This is a genomic window from uncultured Pelagibacterium sp. (assembly GCF_963972885.1).
GTDB classification, from domain to species: Bacteria; Pseudomonadota; Alphaproteobacteria; order Rhizobiales; family Devosiaceae; genus Pelagibacterium; species Pelagibacterium nitratireducens.
Window position 1 is genome coordinate 17,011 of the sequence record NZ_CAXAXY010000023.1, and the last position, 17,503, is coordinate 34,513.

General features: G+C 60.7%; 12 protein-coding genes. 8 read left to right on the forward strand and 4 right to left on the reverse strand.

All coding sequences use genetic code 11. The features are described from left to right. The first annotated feature begins 24 nt into the window (after positions 1-24). The 3 genes from AACZ55_RS06090 to prfB all read left to right on the forward strand — a co-directional run bounded on the left by AACZ55_RS06090 (position 25) and on the right by prfB (position 6,242). Positions 25-2,502 carry a response regulator gene (locus AACZ55_RS06090; RefSeq protein ID WP_339644202.1) on the forward strand — a complete coding sequence of 826 codons (2,478 nt, stop codon included), beginning with the start codon at positions 25-27 and terminating at the stop codon, positions 2,500-2,502. A gap of 126 nt (positions 2,503-2,628) precedes the next feature. After that, the gene (locus tag AACZ55_RS06095) at positions 2,629-5,046 is read left to right on the forward strand and encodes a penicillin-binding protein 1A (protein ID WP_339644205.1); all 2,418 of its coding nucleotides are present in this window, start codon (positions 2,629-2,631) and stop codon (positions 5,044-5,046) included. 73 nt (positions 5,047-5,119) lie between these two features. Further along, positions 5,120-6,242, forward strand: a protein-coding gene (prfB, locus tag AACZ55_RS06100; RefSeq protein ID WP_338606706.1) for a peptide chain release factor 2 whose coding sequence is annotated in 2 segments (ribosomal slippage) — positions 5,120-5,188 and positions 5,190-6,242 — 1,122 coding nt in all. Because the reading frame shifts where the segments join, the coding sequence is not laid out codon by codon here. A gap of 7 nt (positions 6,243-6,249) precedes the next feature. Here the strand turns inward: prfB and AACZ55_RS06105 are convergent. Beyond that, on the reverse strand, positions 6,250-7,383 hold the full coding sequence (locus AACZ55_RS06105) for a M23 family metallopeptidase (protein WP_339644208.1): 1,134 nt from the start codon (positions 7,381-7,383) through the stop codon (positions 6,250-6,252). A 71-nt stretch (positions 7,384-7,454) separates the two neighbouring features. Continuing rightward, a complete protein-coding gene (locus tag AACZ55_RS06110) occupies positions 7,455-7,934 on the reverse strand; it encodes a peroxiredoxin (RefSeq protein ID WP_339644211.1) in 480 nt (159 codons plus the stop codon). Positions 7,935-8,176: 242 nt separating this feature from the next. On the opposite strand from AACZ55_RS06110, the gene AACZ55_RS06115 reads away from it, so the two are divergent. Beyond that, a complete protein-coding gene (locus tag AACZ55_RS06115) occupies positions 8,177-11,650 on the forward strand; it encodes a hypothetical protein (protein ID WP_339644214.1) in 3,474 nt (1,157 codons plus the stop codon). 31 nt (positions 11,651-11,681) lie between these two features. Here AACZ55_RS06115 and tyrS read toward each other — a convergent pair whose 3' ends face one another. Both tyrS and AACZ55_RS06125 read right to left on the reverse strand, forming a co-directional pair. Then, positions 11,682-12,935, reverse strand: a complete 1,254-nt coding sequence (gene tyrS, locus AACZ55_RS06120) for a tyrosine--tRNA ligase (RefSeq protein WP_338606710.1) — start codon at positions 12,933-12,935, stop codon at positions 11,682-11,684. 164 nt (positions 12,936-13,099) lie between these two features. Next, a complete protein-coding gene (locus tag AACZ55_RS06125) occupies positions 13,100-13,762 on the reverse strand; it encodes an alpha/beta hydrolase (RefSeq protein ID WP_338606711.1) in 663 nt (220 codons plus the stop codon). A 248-nt stretch (positions 13,763-14,010) separates the two neighbouring features. On the opposite strand from AACZ55_RS06125, the gene AACZ55_RS06130 reads away from it, so the two are divergent. From AACZ55_RS06130 to AACZ55_RS06145, 4 genes are all read left to right on the forward strand, one after another. After that, positions 14,011-15,153, forward strand: coding sequence for an aminotransferase class V-fold PLP-dependent enzyme (locus AACZ55_RS06130; protein ID WP_339644217.1), 1,143 nt, complete (start codon positions 14,011-14,013; stop codon positions 15,151-15,153). A gap of 17 nt (positions 15,154-15,170) precedes the next feature. Then, the gene (sufB, locus tag AACZ55_RS06135) at positions 15,171-16,703 is read left to right on the forward strand and encodes a Fe-S cluster assembly protein SufB (RefSeq protein WP_339644220.1); all 1,533 of its coding nucleotides are present in this window, start codon (positions 15,171-15,173) and stop codon (positions 16,701-16,703) included. After that, a complete protein-coding gene (locus tag AACZ55_RS06140) occupies positions 16,703-17,218 on the forward strand; it encodes a cupin domain-containing protein (RefSeq protein WP_338606714.1) in 516 nt (171 codons plus the stop codon). Before sufB ends, AACZ55_RS06140 begins: the two co-directional genes overlap by 1 nt. An 8-nt stretch (positions 17,219-17,226) precedes the next feature. After that, on the forward strand, positions 17,227-17,503 hold a 277-nt coding region (locus AACZ55_RS06145; protein ID WP_339644222.1), incomplete at its 3' end, for an ATP-binding cassette domain-containing protein.

The following is a 17,503-nucleotide window of genomic DNA, read 5'->3' on the forward strand; positions in this document are numbered from 1 at the left end:
GCGACCCTTCAGGAATTCGCCAAGTTGACCCCGCCAATAGATTTTCAGGCGCTTTTCGAAAAGTCGCCGAATCCCTACGTCCTCCTCGATCGTGATCTGGTTATCGTTTCGGCCAATTCGGCCTATCTCGAGGTCACCGGACGAACTCTTGATTCGATCATTGGCAAATCGATGTTCGACGCTTTTCCGAGTGAACCCGGGTCCCCCAGCTATCAGCAATTGCGGTCGTCGCTCGAACGTGCATTTGCGGGCGGGGCCGTCGATCATTTGCCGCTCATCCAGTATGACATCGACCGGGGCGGCACGGTCGAGCAGCTTTACTGGTCGGCAACGCATGTTCCACTGGCCGGCGCGAACGGCGAAACAAGCTATGTGCTGCAGCATACCACCGACGTAACCGAGCTTCATGTGTTGCGCTCGGCGGCCCGGACACTGCCGGCTGGACAGGGCGAGGCCGTGGAGGCAGCGGTATTCAAGCGTGCAAGGGAAGTCCAGGCGCTCAACGACAAGCTGGGGGCCGAGGTCAAGCGGCTGAACCTGTTGTTTGAACAGGCGCCGGGGTTCATGGCTGTATCCTGGGGCCCCGAGCACGTCTTTGCCATGGCCAATGCCGCCTACGAACAGGTTGTCGGCGGGCGTGAGGTGGTTGGCAAGTCGGTTGCCGAGGTGCTGCCCGAGGTGGTTGACCAGGGGTTCGTCGAAATTCTCGACCGCGTCTATCGCTCAGGCGAGCTGTATCTGGGACGGCAGGTGCCGGTGAGCCTTGCTGCTGGAGAGAATGGAAGCCTTGTCGAGCGCTACCTCGATTTTGTCTATCAACCCATCCTTGCGGACGATGGATCGACAGCGGGAATTTTCGTTCAGGGCCATGATGTGACCGATGAGATCGTTGCATCCAAAAAGCTCAAGGAACTCAACGAGAGCCTCGAGGCGCGCGTGGCCGACGCCATCGAAGAGCGCCGCCAGGTGGAACTGGCTCTTCAGCAGGCCCAGAAGATGGAGTCGCTGGGCAAGCTCACCGGCGGCGTCGCCCACGATTTCAACAATCTGCTGCAGGTGATTTCAGGCAATATCCAGCTGCTCCATGGCGATGTCGAGGGCAATGAGCGTGCGCGGCAGAGGCTGGAAAACGCCATGGCCGGTGTCGAGCGCGGAGCCAAACTTGCCGGACAATTGCTGGCCTTCGGCCGGCGGCAGCCGCTCGAACCCAAGGCCCTCAATGTCGGTCGGCTGGTCAATGGCATGGGAGATATGCTGCGCCGCGTTCTCGGTGAAGAGATCGAGGTCGAAACCATGGCTTCGGGCGGGCTGTGGAACACGATGGTGGACCCCAACCAGATCGAGAACGCCTTGCTCAACCTGGCGATCAATGCCCGCGACGCGATGGAGGGGGTCGGCAAGCTGACCATCGAGGTCGGCAACGCGTTTCTCGATGACGCCTATGCGATGGAGCACGAGGAGGTGGCGGCGGGTCAGTATGTGGTGATCGCCGTAACCGATACGGGGACGGGAATTCCTTCCGAGGTTCTCGCAAAGGTGTTCGAGCCGTTCTTTACCACCAAGTCAGACGGGCATGGGTCCGGACTCGGATTGTCCATGGTTTATGGGTTCATCAAGCAATCGGGCGGGCACATCAAGATCTACAGCGAGCCCGGTGAGGGAACCACCGTCAAGCTTTATCTGCCGCGGACCCATCAGCTCGAAGATGCCATGCGGCCCGCCGATCTGGGGCCGATTACGGGAGGCAGCGAGACCATACTGGTTGTCGAGGACGACGAGGCTGTTCGCGCCACGGTCGTCGAAATGCTCTCGGACCTGGGATACCGCGTTCTCAAGGCGTCGGATGCGCAAAGCGCCCTGGCAATCGTCGAAAGCGGCGCTGCCATCGACATGCTGTTCACCGACGTGGTCATGCCCGGACCGCTCAAGAGCCCGGAACTGGCCCGCAAGGCGCAACGGACCATTCCGGACCTCGCGGTGCTTTTCACGTCCGGCTATACCGAAAACGCCATCGTTCATGGCGGACGGCTCGATACCGGCGTGGAATTGCTGTCAAAACCCTACACACGGAACGCTCTGGCGCGCCGCGTGCGGCAGGTGCTGGCCGAAAGGGGCCGCGTTGTTCGTTCGGCGGCCGAAAAGGGCGGAGCCGTGATGGAAACGGTGCTGCTGGTGGAAGACGACCCCCTCATCCGTATGGCTACAGCCGACATGATTCGGGAATTGGGCATGAGTGTGCTCGAATGCTCCAGCGCGGAAACGGCGCTGGAATTGCTGGCGAGCGAGAAGGTGGACGTGCTGGTCGCCGATATCGGGCTTGGCGGCATGTCGGGGCAGGATCTGGCGTGGTCGGTCCATCGCGATTATCCGGACATCCAGATCGTTCTGGCGACGGGACACAGCGTGAGCGCTGGCGATGTCGTTCCGGGGGCGAAAGTGCTCTCCAAGCCGTTCGATGATCGCAGCATTGCCCAAGCGCTGGGGCGGGCCTCCAGGGGCTGATGGGTCGCACACACCGTTTTGATTTATCTTAAAGGGGTTTGCGCGCACAATCGCCCGCGATTCTGATACGCTTGGGAATCGCGGGGATGGCGTGAAGGTTTGGGCGCTGGCCCGTGTGAGAACTCAATGTTTCGACTTTTAAGCTGGCTGTTTGGCCTTGGCGTTTTTTCCGGCCTGATCGTTCTGGGAGGCGTGGCCTGGTATGTGGCCGTGCTCAACGAGGATCTGCCCGATTATACCGTGCTGATGGATTATCAGCCGCCGGTGACGACGCGGGTGCATGCCGCCGATGGCGTGTTGCTGGCGGAATTTGCGCGCGAACGTCGGCTGTTCCAGCCGGTCGAGACCATTCCCCCGATGGTGATCGAGGCGTTTCTTTCGGCCGAGGACAAGGATTTCTACTCCCATTTCGGCATCGACGTGGCCGGCGTGTTTCGCGCGGCGCGCGACAATGTCGTGCAGATGGTGGACGGCAGTTCGGGCAATCTGGTCGGCGCATCGACGATAACCCAGCAGGTGGCCAAGAATTTCCTTTTGACGTCGGACCAGACTTGGGACCGCAAGATCAAGGAAGCGCTGCTGGCGCTGCGGATCGAAAACACCTTCACCAAGGACGAAATCCTCGAGCTGTATCTCAACGAAATTTTCCTGGGCCTCAATTCCTATGGTGTTGCGGCGGCCGCGCTCAATTATTTCGACAAGGCGCTCTATGAACTGACCTATGCCGAGGCGGCCTATCTTGCGGCGCTGCCCAAGGGGCCTTCGAACTATCACCCGTTCCGGCGACCCGAGGCGGCGATCGAGCGGCGGAATTGGGTGCTCGATCGGATGGCCGAGAACGGGTACATCACGCTCGAGGAGGCGAGCACCTACAAGAGTGAAAATCTCAACGTCATTCCGCGGGCAGGCGGTTCGCAGCTGTATTCAGCCGAATATTTCACCGAGGAAGTGCGGCGGCAACTCGCGGGGCTTTATGGCGAGGATACGCTTTATGGCGGCGGCATGTCGGTGCGCACGTCGCTCGATCCGCAGATGCAGCTTCATGCCCGCAAGGCGCTGATGGATGGGCTGATCGACTTCGACCAGGGACGGGGCTTTCACGGCGTTGAGGACACCATCGAGATCGGCGAGGATTGGGGCGGCGCGCTGGCGGGCATTTCTCCGCTCGGGGACGTGCCCGAGTGGACGCTGGCCGTGGTTCTGGAGACGGAGGCAAACTCGGCCCGGATCGGTCTGCGGCCGATGATCGATGTGGACGGGCGGGTCAGTTCGGAGCGTATAACAGGCACACTGCCGGGCTCGGCCGTTACCTGGGTGAGCGAACCACTGGGCGAGCTCTTGAGCGTCGGTGATGTGGTTTACGTCGAACCGGTGGCGGGCGAAGAGGGGGTTTATACCTTGCGTCAGGTGCCCGAGATCGAGGGCGCCATCGTTGCGATGGATCCCAGGACGGGGCGCGTTCTGGCGCTGGTGGGCGGGTTTTCGTTTGCCGAGAGCGAGTTCAATCGCGCCACGCAGGCGATGCGCCAGCCGGGGTCGTCGTTCAAGCCGATCGTTTATGCCGCGGCGCTGGACAATGGCTATACGCCGGCCAGCGTGATCCTCGATGCACCGCTCGAAGTGGTCAATGCCGATGGCTCGGTCTGGCAGCCGGAGAACTATGCAAGACAGTTCTATGGGCCGCAGACGTTGCGGCGTGGCATCGAGCTTTCGCGCAATGTGATGACGGTGCGGCTGGCGCGCGATCTGGGCATGCCGATGATCGAGGAATATTCGCGCCTGTTCGGGGTTTACGAGGATATGCCGCATGTTCTTGCCATGGCGCTGGGTGCTGGCGAAACCACGGTCATGCGGCTGACGGCAGCCTATGCGACGATTGCCAATGGCGGGCGCCGGATCACGCCCACGCTGATCGACCGCATCCAGGATCGGTATGGCGATACGATCTATCGTCACGACGAACGGATCTGCGAGACCTGCCAGCAGGCAGATTGGCACGGGCAGGCCGCGCCAATGATTATCGACAGCCGCGCGCAGGTGCTTGACCCGATGACGGCCTATCAGATCACATCGATGATGGAAGGCGTGGTTCAGCGCGGCACGGGAACGGCGGTTCGTGCGGTCGACCGGCCTGTTGCCGGCAAGACCGGGACCACAAACGATTACAAGGACGCCTGGTTCGTGGGGTTCACGCCCGAATTGGCGGTCGGGGTCTATGTCGGTTACGACACGCCGCGCAGCATGGGATCGAGTTCGACGGGCGGCGAGTTGGCAGCGCCGATCTTTGCCGATTTCGTTTCGACGGCGCTCGATGGCGTCCCGCCGACGCGGTTTCAGGTGCCGGAGGGTATGCACAGGGACTGGATCGATCCTGCAACCGGGGTCGGCATCGTCGCGGGCGGTTCAGGCGTGCAGGAAGCGTTCAAGCCAGGGACGGGGCCGAATTTGATGACCTCGGTCATCGGGGTGAATTCCCAGGCTTTCGACAACGTGCAGACCGGCGCGAACCAGCAGCCGGCGTTTGGAGCGGGTTCTCTGTTTTAAAGAGATGGCGAGCGGTTGATTGTCGCTTTCAATGCCGCTAAGTCAGCCAGCGAATAGAACTACGGACGGAATTATGCGCGCAGACGTTCTCAAGACTGTTGACGAAATCAAGCAGGCCCTAAGCCTGCTGAGGAGGCATCTTTGACTGGGATACAGCCGAAAGACGCCTCGACGCACTGAACGCCCGCTCGGAATCGGGCGATCTGTGGAACGATCCGGAAGAAGCGCGCAAGGTGATGAGCGAACGTCAGTCGCTCGAAAGCGCCATCGACACGGTCAAGACGCTCGAGGCCGGGATCAGCGATAATATCGAGTTGATCGAACTCGGTGAGGCCGAGGGCGACGAGGAGATCGTTTCCGAAGCCGAAAAGGCATTGGTCGAGCTGAAGGGCACCGCTGCCCGCATGCGGGTGGAAACCCTGCTGTCCGGCGAAGCGGACGCGAATGACTGCTATCTCGAAGTCCATTCCGGGGCCGGAGGCACCGAGAGCCAGGACTGGGCGCAAATGTTGTTCCGCATGTATACGCGCTGGGCGGAACGGCGTGGGTTCAAGGTCGAGACCATCGAATACAGCGCCGGTGAAGAAGCGGGGATCAAGGGCGCGACGATCCTGATCAAGGGCCACAACGCCTATGGCTGGCTCAAGACCGAGAGCGGCGTGCACCGGTTGGTGCGCATTTCCCCCTATGACAGCCAGGCGCGACGGCATACGAGCTTTTCGAGCGTCTGGGTCTATCCGGTGATCGATGATTCGATCGATATCGACGTCAATGAATCCGATGTGCGGATCGATACCTACAGGGCATCGGGCGCGGGTGGCCAGCACGTTAACACCACCGATTCGGCGGTGCGTATCACCCATATCGCCACCGGAATCGTGGTGCAGTGCCAGAACGAACGCAGCCAGCACAAGAACAAGGCGCAGGCCTGGGACATGCTGCGGGCGCGGCTTTACGAACTCGAACTGCAAAAGCGTGAGGAAGCGGCCAGTGCCGAAGCGGCTTCAAAGACCGAGATCGGCTGGGGGCACCAGATTCGCTCCTATGTGCTCCAGCCCTATCAGCTGGTGAAGGATCTGCGCACGCAGGTGGAAAGCACGGCGCCGGCCGATGTGCTGGATGGAGCGCTCGACCCGTTCATGGAAGCATCGCTGGCCCAGCGCGTCGGTGCGGACAAGGACGAGGAAGAGGCCTGACGCCGGGCTATTGCAGATAGGCGGCGAGCGTGCGTCCGGCGGCAATAAAGCGCGACGGGTCTATGGCGCTGCCGGCCTTGCGGACTTCAAAATGCACATGCGGGCCGGTCGAACGGCCGGTGGAGCCGGCGAGGCCAAGCTGTTGGCCACCGGCAATCGTCTGGCCGACGATGACGCCGATCTGGCTCATATGGGCATAGCGGGTGGTCAGCCCGTTGCCGTGGTCGATTTCGACCATCTTGCCATATCCACCATTGTTTGCTGCAAAGCTGACGGTTCCGCCTGCGGCGGCGAGCACGGGTGTTCCGGTCGCGGCGCGGAAATCGATCCCCGAATGGAATGCAGCGCGTTTGAGAAAAGGGTCGGTTCGATTGCCGAACGTCGAGGTTATGGTGGCCGTGCCGTCGAGCGGGGGCTGGATCGGCGCGTTCAGAAGGGCGCGACGGGCCGATTGGTAGCGTGCCAGAGCGTCTGCCACGGCATTGGCCTCATCGATTATCGAACCCGGCTCGCCATCGGCCGGAATGAAAGGGCCACCGACGCCGTCGGCCGTCAGTTCGGGTTCAATGCCGATGCCGCGCAACCCGGAAACGATTTCGTTGGTCGAGAGCGTTGCGGCATCGGAGAGTGAAACCAGCGCCATGCGGGTCTCTTCCTGCATGGAGACGAGGGTTTCTGCCAGCAGAGCCGTGTCGCCGGCAAAAGCCTGAGGCTGGGCGGCAACCGATCCGGTCGTCATGGTGTTGGTGGCCGTATCCTGCCTGCCAACACCCATTTCGCGGGCCATTTCCGTAAGCGCGCGGACATATTCATGCTGTTCGGAGAGCACTTCCTGCTGTTGCACCAGTTCGTGCATCTGCAGGTTCATATCGCCCATCTGGGCGTATTGGCGGGAATGGAGCCGGTCCACTTCGAGCCGCAATTCGGTGATGCGCTGTTCGTAGGCGGTAAAGAGGGTGGTGTTGTCCTCGCGCAGGAGGCCATTGATTTCAGGGGCGAAATAGAGGGCGAGGCCCGTTACGGCGTTGGTGACAAGAAGCAGCGTGACGACTCCGACCAGCAGCGGATATGCGCCCGCGCTACGCCTGCCGGGCCTGGCTTTCTGCCTGCCAAGCTCTATCGACTGATCCCCCGATGGCACAGATGGTCCCCCGATGACGCAATTCTTACATCAAACATCAGCAATTATGCAGGGTCATGGTTAATGCGGGGCTAACCTATGGCTTTCATCACGCGCTCGACATGCCCCTTGGCCCTGATATTGGGCCAGACCTGCGCGATCTTGCCTTCGGGGTCGATCAGAACGGTCGACCGGATAAGCCCCAGATAGGTCCGGCCGTAATTTTTCTTTTCGCCCCAGACGCCGTAGGGGCCGATTGCCTTGTGGTCGGGGTCTGACAGCAGGATGGGTGTCAGGGCGTATTTCTTGCGGAAGTCCGCGAGTTTTTCGACGCTGTCGGGGGATATGCCGACCAGGACGATATCGCGCTCTGCAAACCATGGGGCGTTGGCGGTGAAGGCAAGATTCTGATCGTTGCAGGCGGGCGTGTCGGCCTGGGGATAGAAGTAGATCAGGACCGATTTGCCACGCTGGTCGGCAAGCGCAAACGATGTGCCGGCATCGGTCTTAAGGGTGAAATCGGGCGCGGGTTTGCCGGTGGACAGGGTGGTCATCGGGCTGGCCTTTTCCATCAATTTTCCCTGTCCACAGGGCGCGGCAGGGTATCTGTGCCATATTCAAGCCGATATGGTCGGCGAGATACAGCTTTGATAGCCGATTCTGCGGCATTGGCCTTGGCACATATTTCCAGATCATTTCACCGTTTCCAAAAAAAACGGTGCAACGATCCAAGTCTTTGTTTTGTCGCGCTTCCGCACCGGATAAGGGGATTTTACCTTTTCTGGAAACGCTCTAATGGGACCCGCATCCGACAGTGAGTGAGACGACACGTCCCAGGCGAACCATTTTCGGCCCCAGGCGATGGTTGGCGCTCAAGGTTCTTGCCCTTTTTTGCATCGGACTGGTTGTCCTTTTTGCCCTGCTGTATGTGCGTCTGCTGTTTGGCCCGATATCGCTCGCTTTCCTCTCGGACCGGGCCAAGAGCGAAGTGGCGGGAATCATCGATGACAGTTTCGACGTCGACTGGCGCGATTTCGGGTTGTCGCTCACCGGACCGGTCAGCGTGGGCTTTCATCTCTCGACGGTCACCCTGACCGAGAGGGCTTCCGACGCAGTCATCGAGGCCGATGCGCTGGAAATAGGGCTCTCGCCCCTGGGGCTGCTGGTCGGGCGGCCAGAGGCGCGTGTCATCCTGATCGAGCCCCGTTTCCAGATGGTGCAGGACCTGCTTGGCCCGAGGCTCTCACGGTTCGAATTTCTCGAGGCCGAAGGCACCGGCGAGACCGTGGTTCGTGTCATCGAGGGCAGCGAGCGGGCGCCTGACGTGCAGATTGGCGATTATGGCATTTCTGTTGGGGAGCGCGGGGCCGGGGACATCGGGTTGCGCTCGGACAATGATTGGCTGGTGGCCAATGTCGAGGCTCTCGATGAAGCGTTTGGCCAGCTTGCCGAGCAGGCGATGGCGGGGCAGGTGCGGCGCTTTGAAATTCGCGACGGATCGATCGGCATGCTCGATACGGTCTACGGGCTTTACCGATCCTTCGAGGGTGTCGATCTCGACGTACGCTCGGGCCGCATAGACGGGCGCGTGGCCGCCGATTTTGCGGCCAGGATCGCCGGGCAGACCCTGGAAGGCGAAATCGTGCGCGAGAGCGACGCGCAGGGCAATGCGATCGAAGCGGACATCAGGAACCTCGATTTTTCAACGATCATTCCCTTTCTTGACGATGCCAACAGTCTGGCCGCCCTGCGGGGAACCGGGAATCTGGGTCTGTCGGTCGCGCTGGAGGCCGGCTCCCGGGGCCGTGTCCAGTCCGGGCAGTTCGTCATCGACATCGACGGAACGCAGCTGCGGCTCAACGAGGACCTGTTCGAGGTCTCCGTCGAGCCTTTTGCAGTGGACTGGTATCCTGACCAATCGCTGTTCTCCATCGCCGACGTCGAAGTCGGCGTGGGTCAGAGCAGGGGAACGATCGGTGGCGATATCGTCATGGGGTTTGACGAGCAGTTCGGGCCAACGCTCGGCATGTCGCTCCGTGGCCGGGATTTGTGGCTGCATCCAGACGATCTCGATGCTCCGTCCGAGCCGTTCGAGGAAGTTCATTATGAAGGGTGGTCGGCGCCGCTTTACGGTGCGGTCGGCATCGATCGCATGGTTGTGGCAAAAGATGATGTCAGCGTCGTCATGCAGGGCCGGCTCGACATGGTACGCGAAGGCGTGGGACTCGATGTGTCGCTGAGCGGGCGGGGCGCATCGGCCGATGATATCAAGCGGCTGTGGCCCTACCTGTTTGCGCCAGAGGGCCGGGAGTGGTTCACCGCCTATGTTGCCGATGGCACTGTGGGGAGCGCCGATATGCGGTTCCGGTTTCCGGTTGGCACCATTGCGCTGGACGGGGAGCCGCGGCCGATGCCCGAGGGTGCGCTGCAGATCGATCTTGTTGGCAATGGCGTTCAGTTGCGGCCGCTCGAGGGTGTGCCGGAGTTTCAGGTGGATGGCGAAGCGCGCCTGTCCATGCGCGACAATCAACTGACCATGGCGTTCGAGCGGGCCAACCTCACGGAATTCGGCGATGCGGTCTCGATTTCAAATGCGGCCTATATCAACCAGGACGTTTCCGCCAGCGAGCAGGTGTTCGAGATTTCCGGAGACGTGTCGGGACCGGTGCCGGCCATTCTGGACGTTGTGACGAGCGATACGCTCAACCTTCTCGAGGATTTCGATTTCGGGATCGATCCGGGCGCGTTGGCGCAGGATTTGACCGGCTCGGTCGCGGGGACGGTCATTGCAACGATCGAAACCGACGATACCGGGCAATTGATGGGCACCGATTATGCGCTTAACGGTTCGATTTCCGATATGGCCAGCGCCCGGCCGATCCAGGGCGTGAACTTTTCCGACGCCGATCTGACCTTTACCGCTTCGCAGGCGGGATTTCGGGTTGTCGGCGCAGCCAGCGTGGGCGAGGCGCGGGTCGATCTGGAAGCGGAACAGAGCGGAGGCGGCGCACCGCAACTGGCATTTGCATCGACATTGAGCGTTGCCGATGCGGCAGAGTTGGGCATCGATCTTTCCCCCTATATGGGAGGGACGGTGCGGGTTGTGGCGCGCCCGCGCGATGACGGCGCGATTGAGGTGCAGGCCGATCTCACGGACGCATCGTTGGCGATCAGCGATATCGGGATCAGCAAGGCGCAGGGCGTGGCGGGCGGACTTGAGGCGATTGTTTCGCTGGGGGGCGAGGACATCGCCGTTTCCGACATCGCCCTCAATTTCGGCACTGTCCGGCTCGAGGGTGAATTGGGGCTCGGCGCGGACGGGACCCTCGTTTCAGCGGATTTTTCCACGTTCCAGATCAGTGCCGACGATAATGCGCAGGTGTCCATGACCCCGGTCGAGGGGGGCTATGCGCTGGCGATCAGCGGCGAACAACTCGACCTCAAACCGGTGCTCAAGCGGTTCTTCAATCTCGAGGGCGACGATGCGGCGGGTGCGAGCGAGGACCTGCAGGATCAAATGTTCGATGTGAGCGTCAATCTTGACCGTGCGCTGGGCTATTTCGGCACCGTGGCGTTCAATGTCGATCTGGATCTTTCGGTCATGGGTGAGCAATTGCGCAGCGTGGACCTGGCCACCCAGTTCGGGAGCGGACGGTCGGCTTCGGCCACGACCAATCCCTTGCCCAGCGGGCGGATCATTTCCTATGCGACCAACGATCTGGGCGAAACGCTGAGATTTGTCGGTATCTATCCGCGCCTCGTGAATGGGGAGGGCAGTATGGTGATGCGGTACGACGAAAGTTCGGAAACCGATACGGGCGAGTTCGTCGTGCGCAATTTTGCCGTTGTGGATGAAGAAAATCTCGACGCTATCGTCGGCTCACACGACGAGTCGCAGGAGGTTCTGGCTGGCGCATCGGCGATGGAATTCGATTATGGCCGGGTCGAGTTCGTTCGGTTCAGCGATCGTATCGAGTTGGTCGAGGCAGCGATTTACGGTGATACGGTGGGTGGCACGATCCGGGGCAACATCATGACCGACACCGGGCAGTACGACCTGGCGGGAACCTATGTGCCGCTGTTCGGGCTCAACAATTTCTTCCAGCAGATTCCGGTTCTCGGACCGATCTTTGGCGGGCGCGAGGGCGAGGGGCTGCTCGGGGTGACCTTTGCCGTTCGTGGACCGCTCGATCAACCGGACCTGCTGATCAATCCGGTCTCGATCCTGGCGCCGGGCGTCTTTCGCACCCTGTTCGAATACCGATCGGCCAATCAGCCTCAGAATTGAAAAAAGCCGGAGCGTCCCCCGGCTCTTTCATTCAAACGGGCTTGAGCAGCACGTGGCGTTTCTTTCCGATCGAGAGCTTGATGACGCCCTCGCTCAAGACCTGCTCTTGCCCGAGGCTCATCTTGTCGTCGGTCACCGTCTGGTCGTTGACCTTGAGTGCGCCGCCCTGGATGTGGCGACGGGCTTCGCCGTTGGACGACGCCAGGCCGGCGGTGACCGTCGCGGCGAGGATGCCCAGACCACCGCGCAGGGCCGACCAGCCGATCTGGATGGTCGGCAGCGAGAGATCGAGCTGGCCCGCCTCAAACACCGCGACGGCGGTTGTGGCAGCGTCCTGGGCGGCCTGACGGCCGTGAACCAGCGCCGTTACCTCGGTCGCCAGCACCTTCTTGGCCTCGTTGATGTCGGTGGCGACACCGGCCATCACCCTGGCGATCTCATCGAGGGGCAGGGTCGTGAAGAGCTTTAGGAAGCGCTCGACGTCGGCGTCCTCTGTGTTGCGCCAGTACTGCCAGAAATCATAGACCGAAAGCGCATCGGCATTGAGCCAGACGGCGCCGTTGGCGGTCTTGCCCATCTTCTGGCCGGACGCCGTGGTCAGCAGGGGCGAGGTGAGGGCGTAGAACTGGGTATCGAGCATGCGGTGCCCGAGATCGAGCCCGTTGACGATATTGCCCCATTGATCCGAGCCGCCCATCTGCAGAGTGCAGCCGTAGCGTTTGTTGAGCTCTACGAAATCGTAGGCCTGCAGGATCATGTAGTTGAATTCGAGAAAGCTCAGCGACTGTTCGCGATCCAGACGCAGCTTGACGGAATCGAAGCTGAGCATCCTGTTGACCGAGAAATGACGGCCGACATCACGCAGGAATTCGATGTAGCCAAGCTCAAGCAGCCAATCGGCGTTGTTGGCCATTACGGCGTCCTGGGGGCCGTCGCCAAAGTCGAGGAAATTGGCGAACTTCTGCTTTATGCCGTCGATGTTTGCGGAGATGCCCTCGACGGTCAAAAGCTTGCGGGCCTCGTCCTTGAAGGACGGATCACCGATCATGCCGGTGCCGCCGCCCATCAGCGCGATGGGGCGATGGCCGGTCTTCTGCATCCAGTGCAGCATCATGATCTGCATGAGATGGCCGACATGGAGCGATGCCGCGGTCGGATCGTAGCCGATGTAGCCGGTCACGATCTCGGTCGAGAACTTCTTGTCGAGCCCGTCGGGGTCGGAAATCTGGTGGATGAAGCCGCGCTCGGAGAGCGTATTGAGAAATTCGGATTTGAACTGGGTCATTGGTCTTGATTCCAGAGCGTTGAAGCTGCCCGGCAGCCATTTGCCGGGCGGGTTTGGCTCGAAATCATCCCGTCAATGGGGCGCCCTTACGCCCAGGATGAGATTCGCAGACTGTCCGGAGCGGCTCCTCTCTTGTCGGAAGCGCTCCAGAACGATCGCAGGGGTCAACGTCCGCCGCCGGCGGCGATCTCGGCCCGGCGACGGTCGAGATATTCGCCGCATGCCTCGATCAATTCGTCGGCCTTGTTCTCGTAGAAATGGTTGGCGCCTTCAACGATCTGCTGTTCGATGGTGATGCCCTTCTGGAGCTTGAGCTTGTCGACAAGCTTCTGAACCGATTCGGGCGGGGCCACGCGGTCCTTGTCGCCATGGATGATCAGGCCGGACGACGGGCAGGGGGCCAGGAACGAGAAGTCGTAGAGATTTTCCGGCGGAGAAACCGAAATGAAGCCCTCGACCTCGGGACGCCGCATCAAAAGCTGCATGCCGATCCAGGCGCCGAACGAGAATCCGGCGATCCAGCAGCCGCGGCTCTCGCGGTTGATGGCCTGCAGCCAATCGAGCGCTGCCGCTGCGTCTGACAGCTCGCCAACGCCGTGATCGAAGAGGCCCTGTGAACGCCCGACGCCGCGCGAATTGAAGCGCAGGACCGCAAAGCCGCGCTGCACGAACATGTAGAAGAGATTATAGACGATCTGGTTGTTCATCGTGCCCCCGAACTGGGGATGAGGATGAAGGATGATCGCAACGGGTGCGTTGGGCTCCTTGCCCGGCTGATACCGGCCCTCGATACGCCCCTCGGGTCCGTTGAAAATCACTTCAGGCATTGACTCTTACCTTTATGCTTAGTTCGGCACTGCATGGGAGGCATGCACCCGCGGACCCGGCTTGACGAATGGTGCAGGTGTCCATAAAACTGACTTGGAATACCAGTTTAGAATAATTCCAAACGGGTTTTGGCCGGAGTTCCCGGCGCATTCGAGCGCTCCTTTTACTTAAGGAGCGAGTCGAATTTCAAGGATTGTTTGCTGCAGCGACCTTTTGTTGGGTTTGAGAGCGGCGAGTTGACGGATCGATGAGCGTATATCTCGACCATAACGCTTCGGCGCCCATGCTGCCGCGCGCTCGCGCCGCGATGCTGGCTGCGCTCGAAATGGTGGGCAACCCGTCGTCGGTGCATGGTCCGGGACGGGCGCTGCGGGCCGTTATCGATGATGGACGGGACAAGGTTGCCAAGGCGGCCGGGGCCGAGGCCAAGCAGGTGGTTTTCACCGGCTCGGCGACCGAAGCAATCACCCAGGCGATTGTCGGTGGGGTCAAGGCGTTCGCGATCGATCGGGTCGTTGTCTGCGCAACCGACCATGCGGCGGCCCTGAAAGCGGCTGAAACGTCCGGCGTTTCGGTTCGGGTGGTCGGGGTCGATGAAAACGGAATCATCGATCTGGACGCACTGGCCCGTCAGGTCGAAAGCGCCGATGCGGCGGGCGAGAAGCTGCTGGTGGCCGTATCCTGGGTCAACAACGAGACCGGTGTTGTCCAGCCGCGGGGCAGGATCGAAACGCTGATTGGCCCGACGCCCCATATCCTTGTCATCGATGCCGTGCAGGCTTTTGGCAAACGCGGTCTGGATTTTGCGTCGTCCGCTACCGATATGATGGCCATATCGGCCCACAAGATTGGCGGGCCTGCCGGTGTTGGCGCGTTGCTGGTCAAGGGGCATGCGGACACGGTTCGGCTGATCCCCGGTGGCGGGCAGGAACAGGGCCGGCGGGGCGGCACTGAATCGGCGGCATTGATTGCCGGGTTCGGGGCGGCCTGTGAAGCGTTCAGCGCGGCCTTTGAAGCGGATCGGTCGGCGGCGCTCGTTGATGCGTTTGAAGATCGGCTGCTTGCTGTTGCGCCCGACGCGGTGATCTTTTCGCGCGGGGCGGAGCGGGTCGGTACCACGGTCAATTTCGCGGTGCCGGGCATAAAAAATACAGTGGCGATGATGAGCCTGGACCTGGCCGGCATCGCCGTTTCGTCGGGTTCTGCATGCTCGTCGGGCAAGGTGGGGCGTTCCCATGTGCTCAGCGCGATGGGTGTGTCGCCCGATTTGAGTGAATGCGGCCTTCGGGTCAGTTTCGGCTGGTCGTCGACCGCCGAGGATATTGACGCCTTCTTTTCGGCGTTTGAAACCGTTCTGAGCCGCCATCGCCGTAACGGCGCTGCAGCTTAGCACCAGGAGACTTATTGATGTCCGATTATGACATTCCGACCCTCAAGGAAAACATCGACCGCGATACGGTCGATCAGGTGCTGGCGCTCGACGTCGACAAGTACAAGTACGGCTTCGAGACGATCATCGAATCCGACAAGTCGCCCAAGGGCCTCAACGAGGATACCGTCCGGTTCATTTCGGCCAAAAAGAACGAGCCCGAATGGATGCTCGAATGGCGGCTTGAAGCGTTCCGGCGCTGGCTGACGCTCGAAGAGCCGACCTGGGCGCGTGTCTCCTACCCACAGATCGATTTCCAGGATCAGTATTACTATTCGGCGCCCAAGAGCACCACGGGACCCAAATCCCTTGCCGATGTGGATCCCGAACTGCTGCGGACATACGAGAAGTTGGGTATCCCATTGTCGGAGCAGAAAATTCTGGCTGGCGTGCAGGGCGAGGATGGCGCGGCTGCGGGCACGCCGTTTGGCAGCAATGTCGCCGTCGATGCGGTGTTCGACTCGGTTTCGGTGGTCACCACCTTCCGCGAGGAGCTTGGCAAGCACGGCATCATCTTCTGCTCGATTTCCGAAGCGGTGCGCGAGCATCCCGAACTGGTCAAGAAATACCTTGGTTCGGTCGTTCCGGTCACCGACAATTTCTATGCAACGCTCAATTCGGCCGTGTTTACCGACGGTTCGTTCGTTTACATCCCCAAGGGCGTCCGCTGCCCGATGGAGTTGTCGACCTATTTCCGCATCAACGAGAAGAACACGGGCCAGTTCGAGCGCACACTGATCATTGCCGAAGAAGGCTCGTATGTGAGCTATCTCGAAGGCTGCACCGCACCGATGCGCGACGAAAATCAGCTGCACGCCGCGGTTGTCGAACTGGTGGCGCTCGACGAAGCCGAGATCAAATATTCGACGGTCCAGAACTGGTATCCCGGCGACAAGGACGGCAAGGGCGGCATCTACAATTTCGTCACAAAGCGTGGCGACTGCCGGGGCAAGAACTCCAAGATTTCCTGGACGCAGGTCGAAACCGGCTCGGCGATCACCTGGAAGTATCCAAGCTGCATCCTGCGCGGCGACGGTTCGCGCGGCGAATTCTATTCGATCGCGATTTCGAACGGAAAGCAGCAGGTCGACAGCGGCACCAAGATGATCCATCTGGGCAAGAACACGTCCAGCCGCATCATTTCCAAGGGCATTGCCGCGGGCAATTCCGACAACACCTATCGCGGACAGGTGTCCTCGCATCGCCGGGCGACGGGCGCGCGCAATTTCACCCAGTGCGACAGCCTCCTGATCGGCGACCGGTGCGGGGCGCATACGGTACCCTACATCGAAAGCCGCAATTCCTCGACGGTGTTCGAGCACGAAGCCACCACGTCCAAGATTTCCGACGACCAGATGTTTTATTGCCTGCAGCGCGGGTTGAGCGAGGAAGAAGCCGTGGCGCTGATCGTCAACGGGTTCGTTCGCGACGTGCTGCAGCATCTGCCGATGGAGTTCATGGTCGAAACCCAGAAGCTGATCGGGATTTCGCTGGAAGGCAGCGTGGGCTGATGACCGGGTCTTACAACCCTGTTCTGCGCCTGTCGGAGGCCGAACTCGAGCGGAATGCTGACCAGGGCTGGTTTGAATCTCACGATGCGTATGTGGGAGATATCCTCCAACTGACGCGGCTGGGCTGCGCCTATACCGAAGTGGCGCCGGGAAAGACGGCATGTCCCTATCACGTGCATCATGCCGAAGACGAAATGCTGGTGATCCTTTCCGGCGAAGGCGAATACCGGTTCGGCGGAGAAATTTACAAGGTGAAGGGTGGCGACGTGCTCGGCGCGCCCATGGGCGATGCGAGCTACGCGCACCAATTGATCAATACCGGGACGGAAACGCTCAAATATCTGGTGATTTCGTCCAAGGCGGATGTCGATGTCTGTGAATATCCCGACAGCGGGAAGTTTCAGGTGATGAGCCGCCCTGTGGAAGGCACAAAACGACGGCGCTTCCGCTTTATCGGTCGAGAAGAAACAAGCGTCGAGTATCTCGACGGCGAAAATATCGGAGACGAAAAATGAGCACCCCGTTGCTTGAGATCAAGAACCTGCATGTTCGCGTCGAGGACAACGAAATCCTCAAAGGTGTGAACCTGACCCTCAATCGCGGTGAAGTTCACGCGATCATGGGCCGGAACGGTTCGGGCAAGTCCACGCTGTCCTATGTGCTGGCCGGTAAGGAAGACTATGAAGTCACCGAGGGAGAAATCCTGCTCGACGGCGAGAACCTTCTGGAAATGGAAGCCGACGAGCGCGCCGCCGCAGGTGTGTTTTTGGCCTTCCAGTACCCGATCGAAATTCCGGGCG

What these genes read in the sequence shown, in the direction of transcription:
- AACZ55_RS06140 (WP_338606714.1), top strand. Translation starts at nt 16,703, where the DNA reads ATGACCGGGTCTTACAACCCTGTTCTGCGCCTGTCGGAGGCCGAACTC.
- AACZ55_RS06110 (WP_339644211.1), bottom strand. Translation starts at nt 7,934, where the DNA reads ATGGAAAAGGCCAGCCCGATGACCACCCTGTCCACCGGCAAACCCGCG.
- AACZ55_RS06095 (WP_339644205.1), top strand. Translation starts at nt 2,629, where the DNA reads ATGTTTCGACTTTTAAGCTGGCTGTTTGGCCTTGGCGTTTTTTCCGGC.
- tyrS (WP_338606710.1), bottom strand. Translation starts at nt 12,935, where the DNA reads ATGACCCAGTTCAAATCCGAATTTCTCAATACGCTCTCCGAGCGCGGC.
- sufB (WP_339644220.1), top strand. Translation starts at nt 15,171, where the DNA reads ATGTCCGATTATGACATTCCGACCCTCAAGGAAAACATCGACCGCGAT.
- AACZ55_RS06130 (WP_339644217.1), top strand. Translation starts at nt 14,011, where the DNA reads ATGAGCGTATATCTCGACCATAACGCTTCGGCGCCCATGCTGCCGCGC.
- AACZ55_RS06125 (WP_338606711.1), bottom strand. Translation starts at nt 13,762, where the DNA reads ATGCCTGAAGTGATTTTCAACGGACCCGAGGGGCGTATCGAGGGCCGG.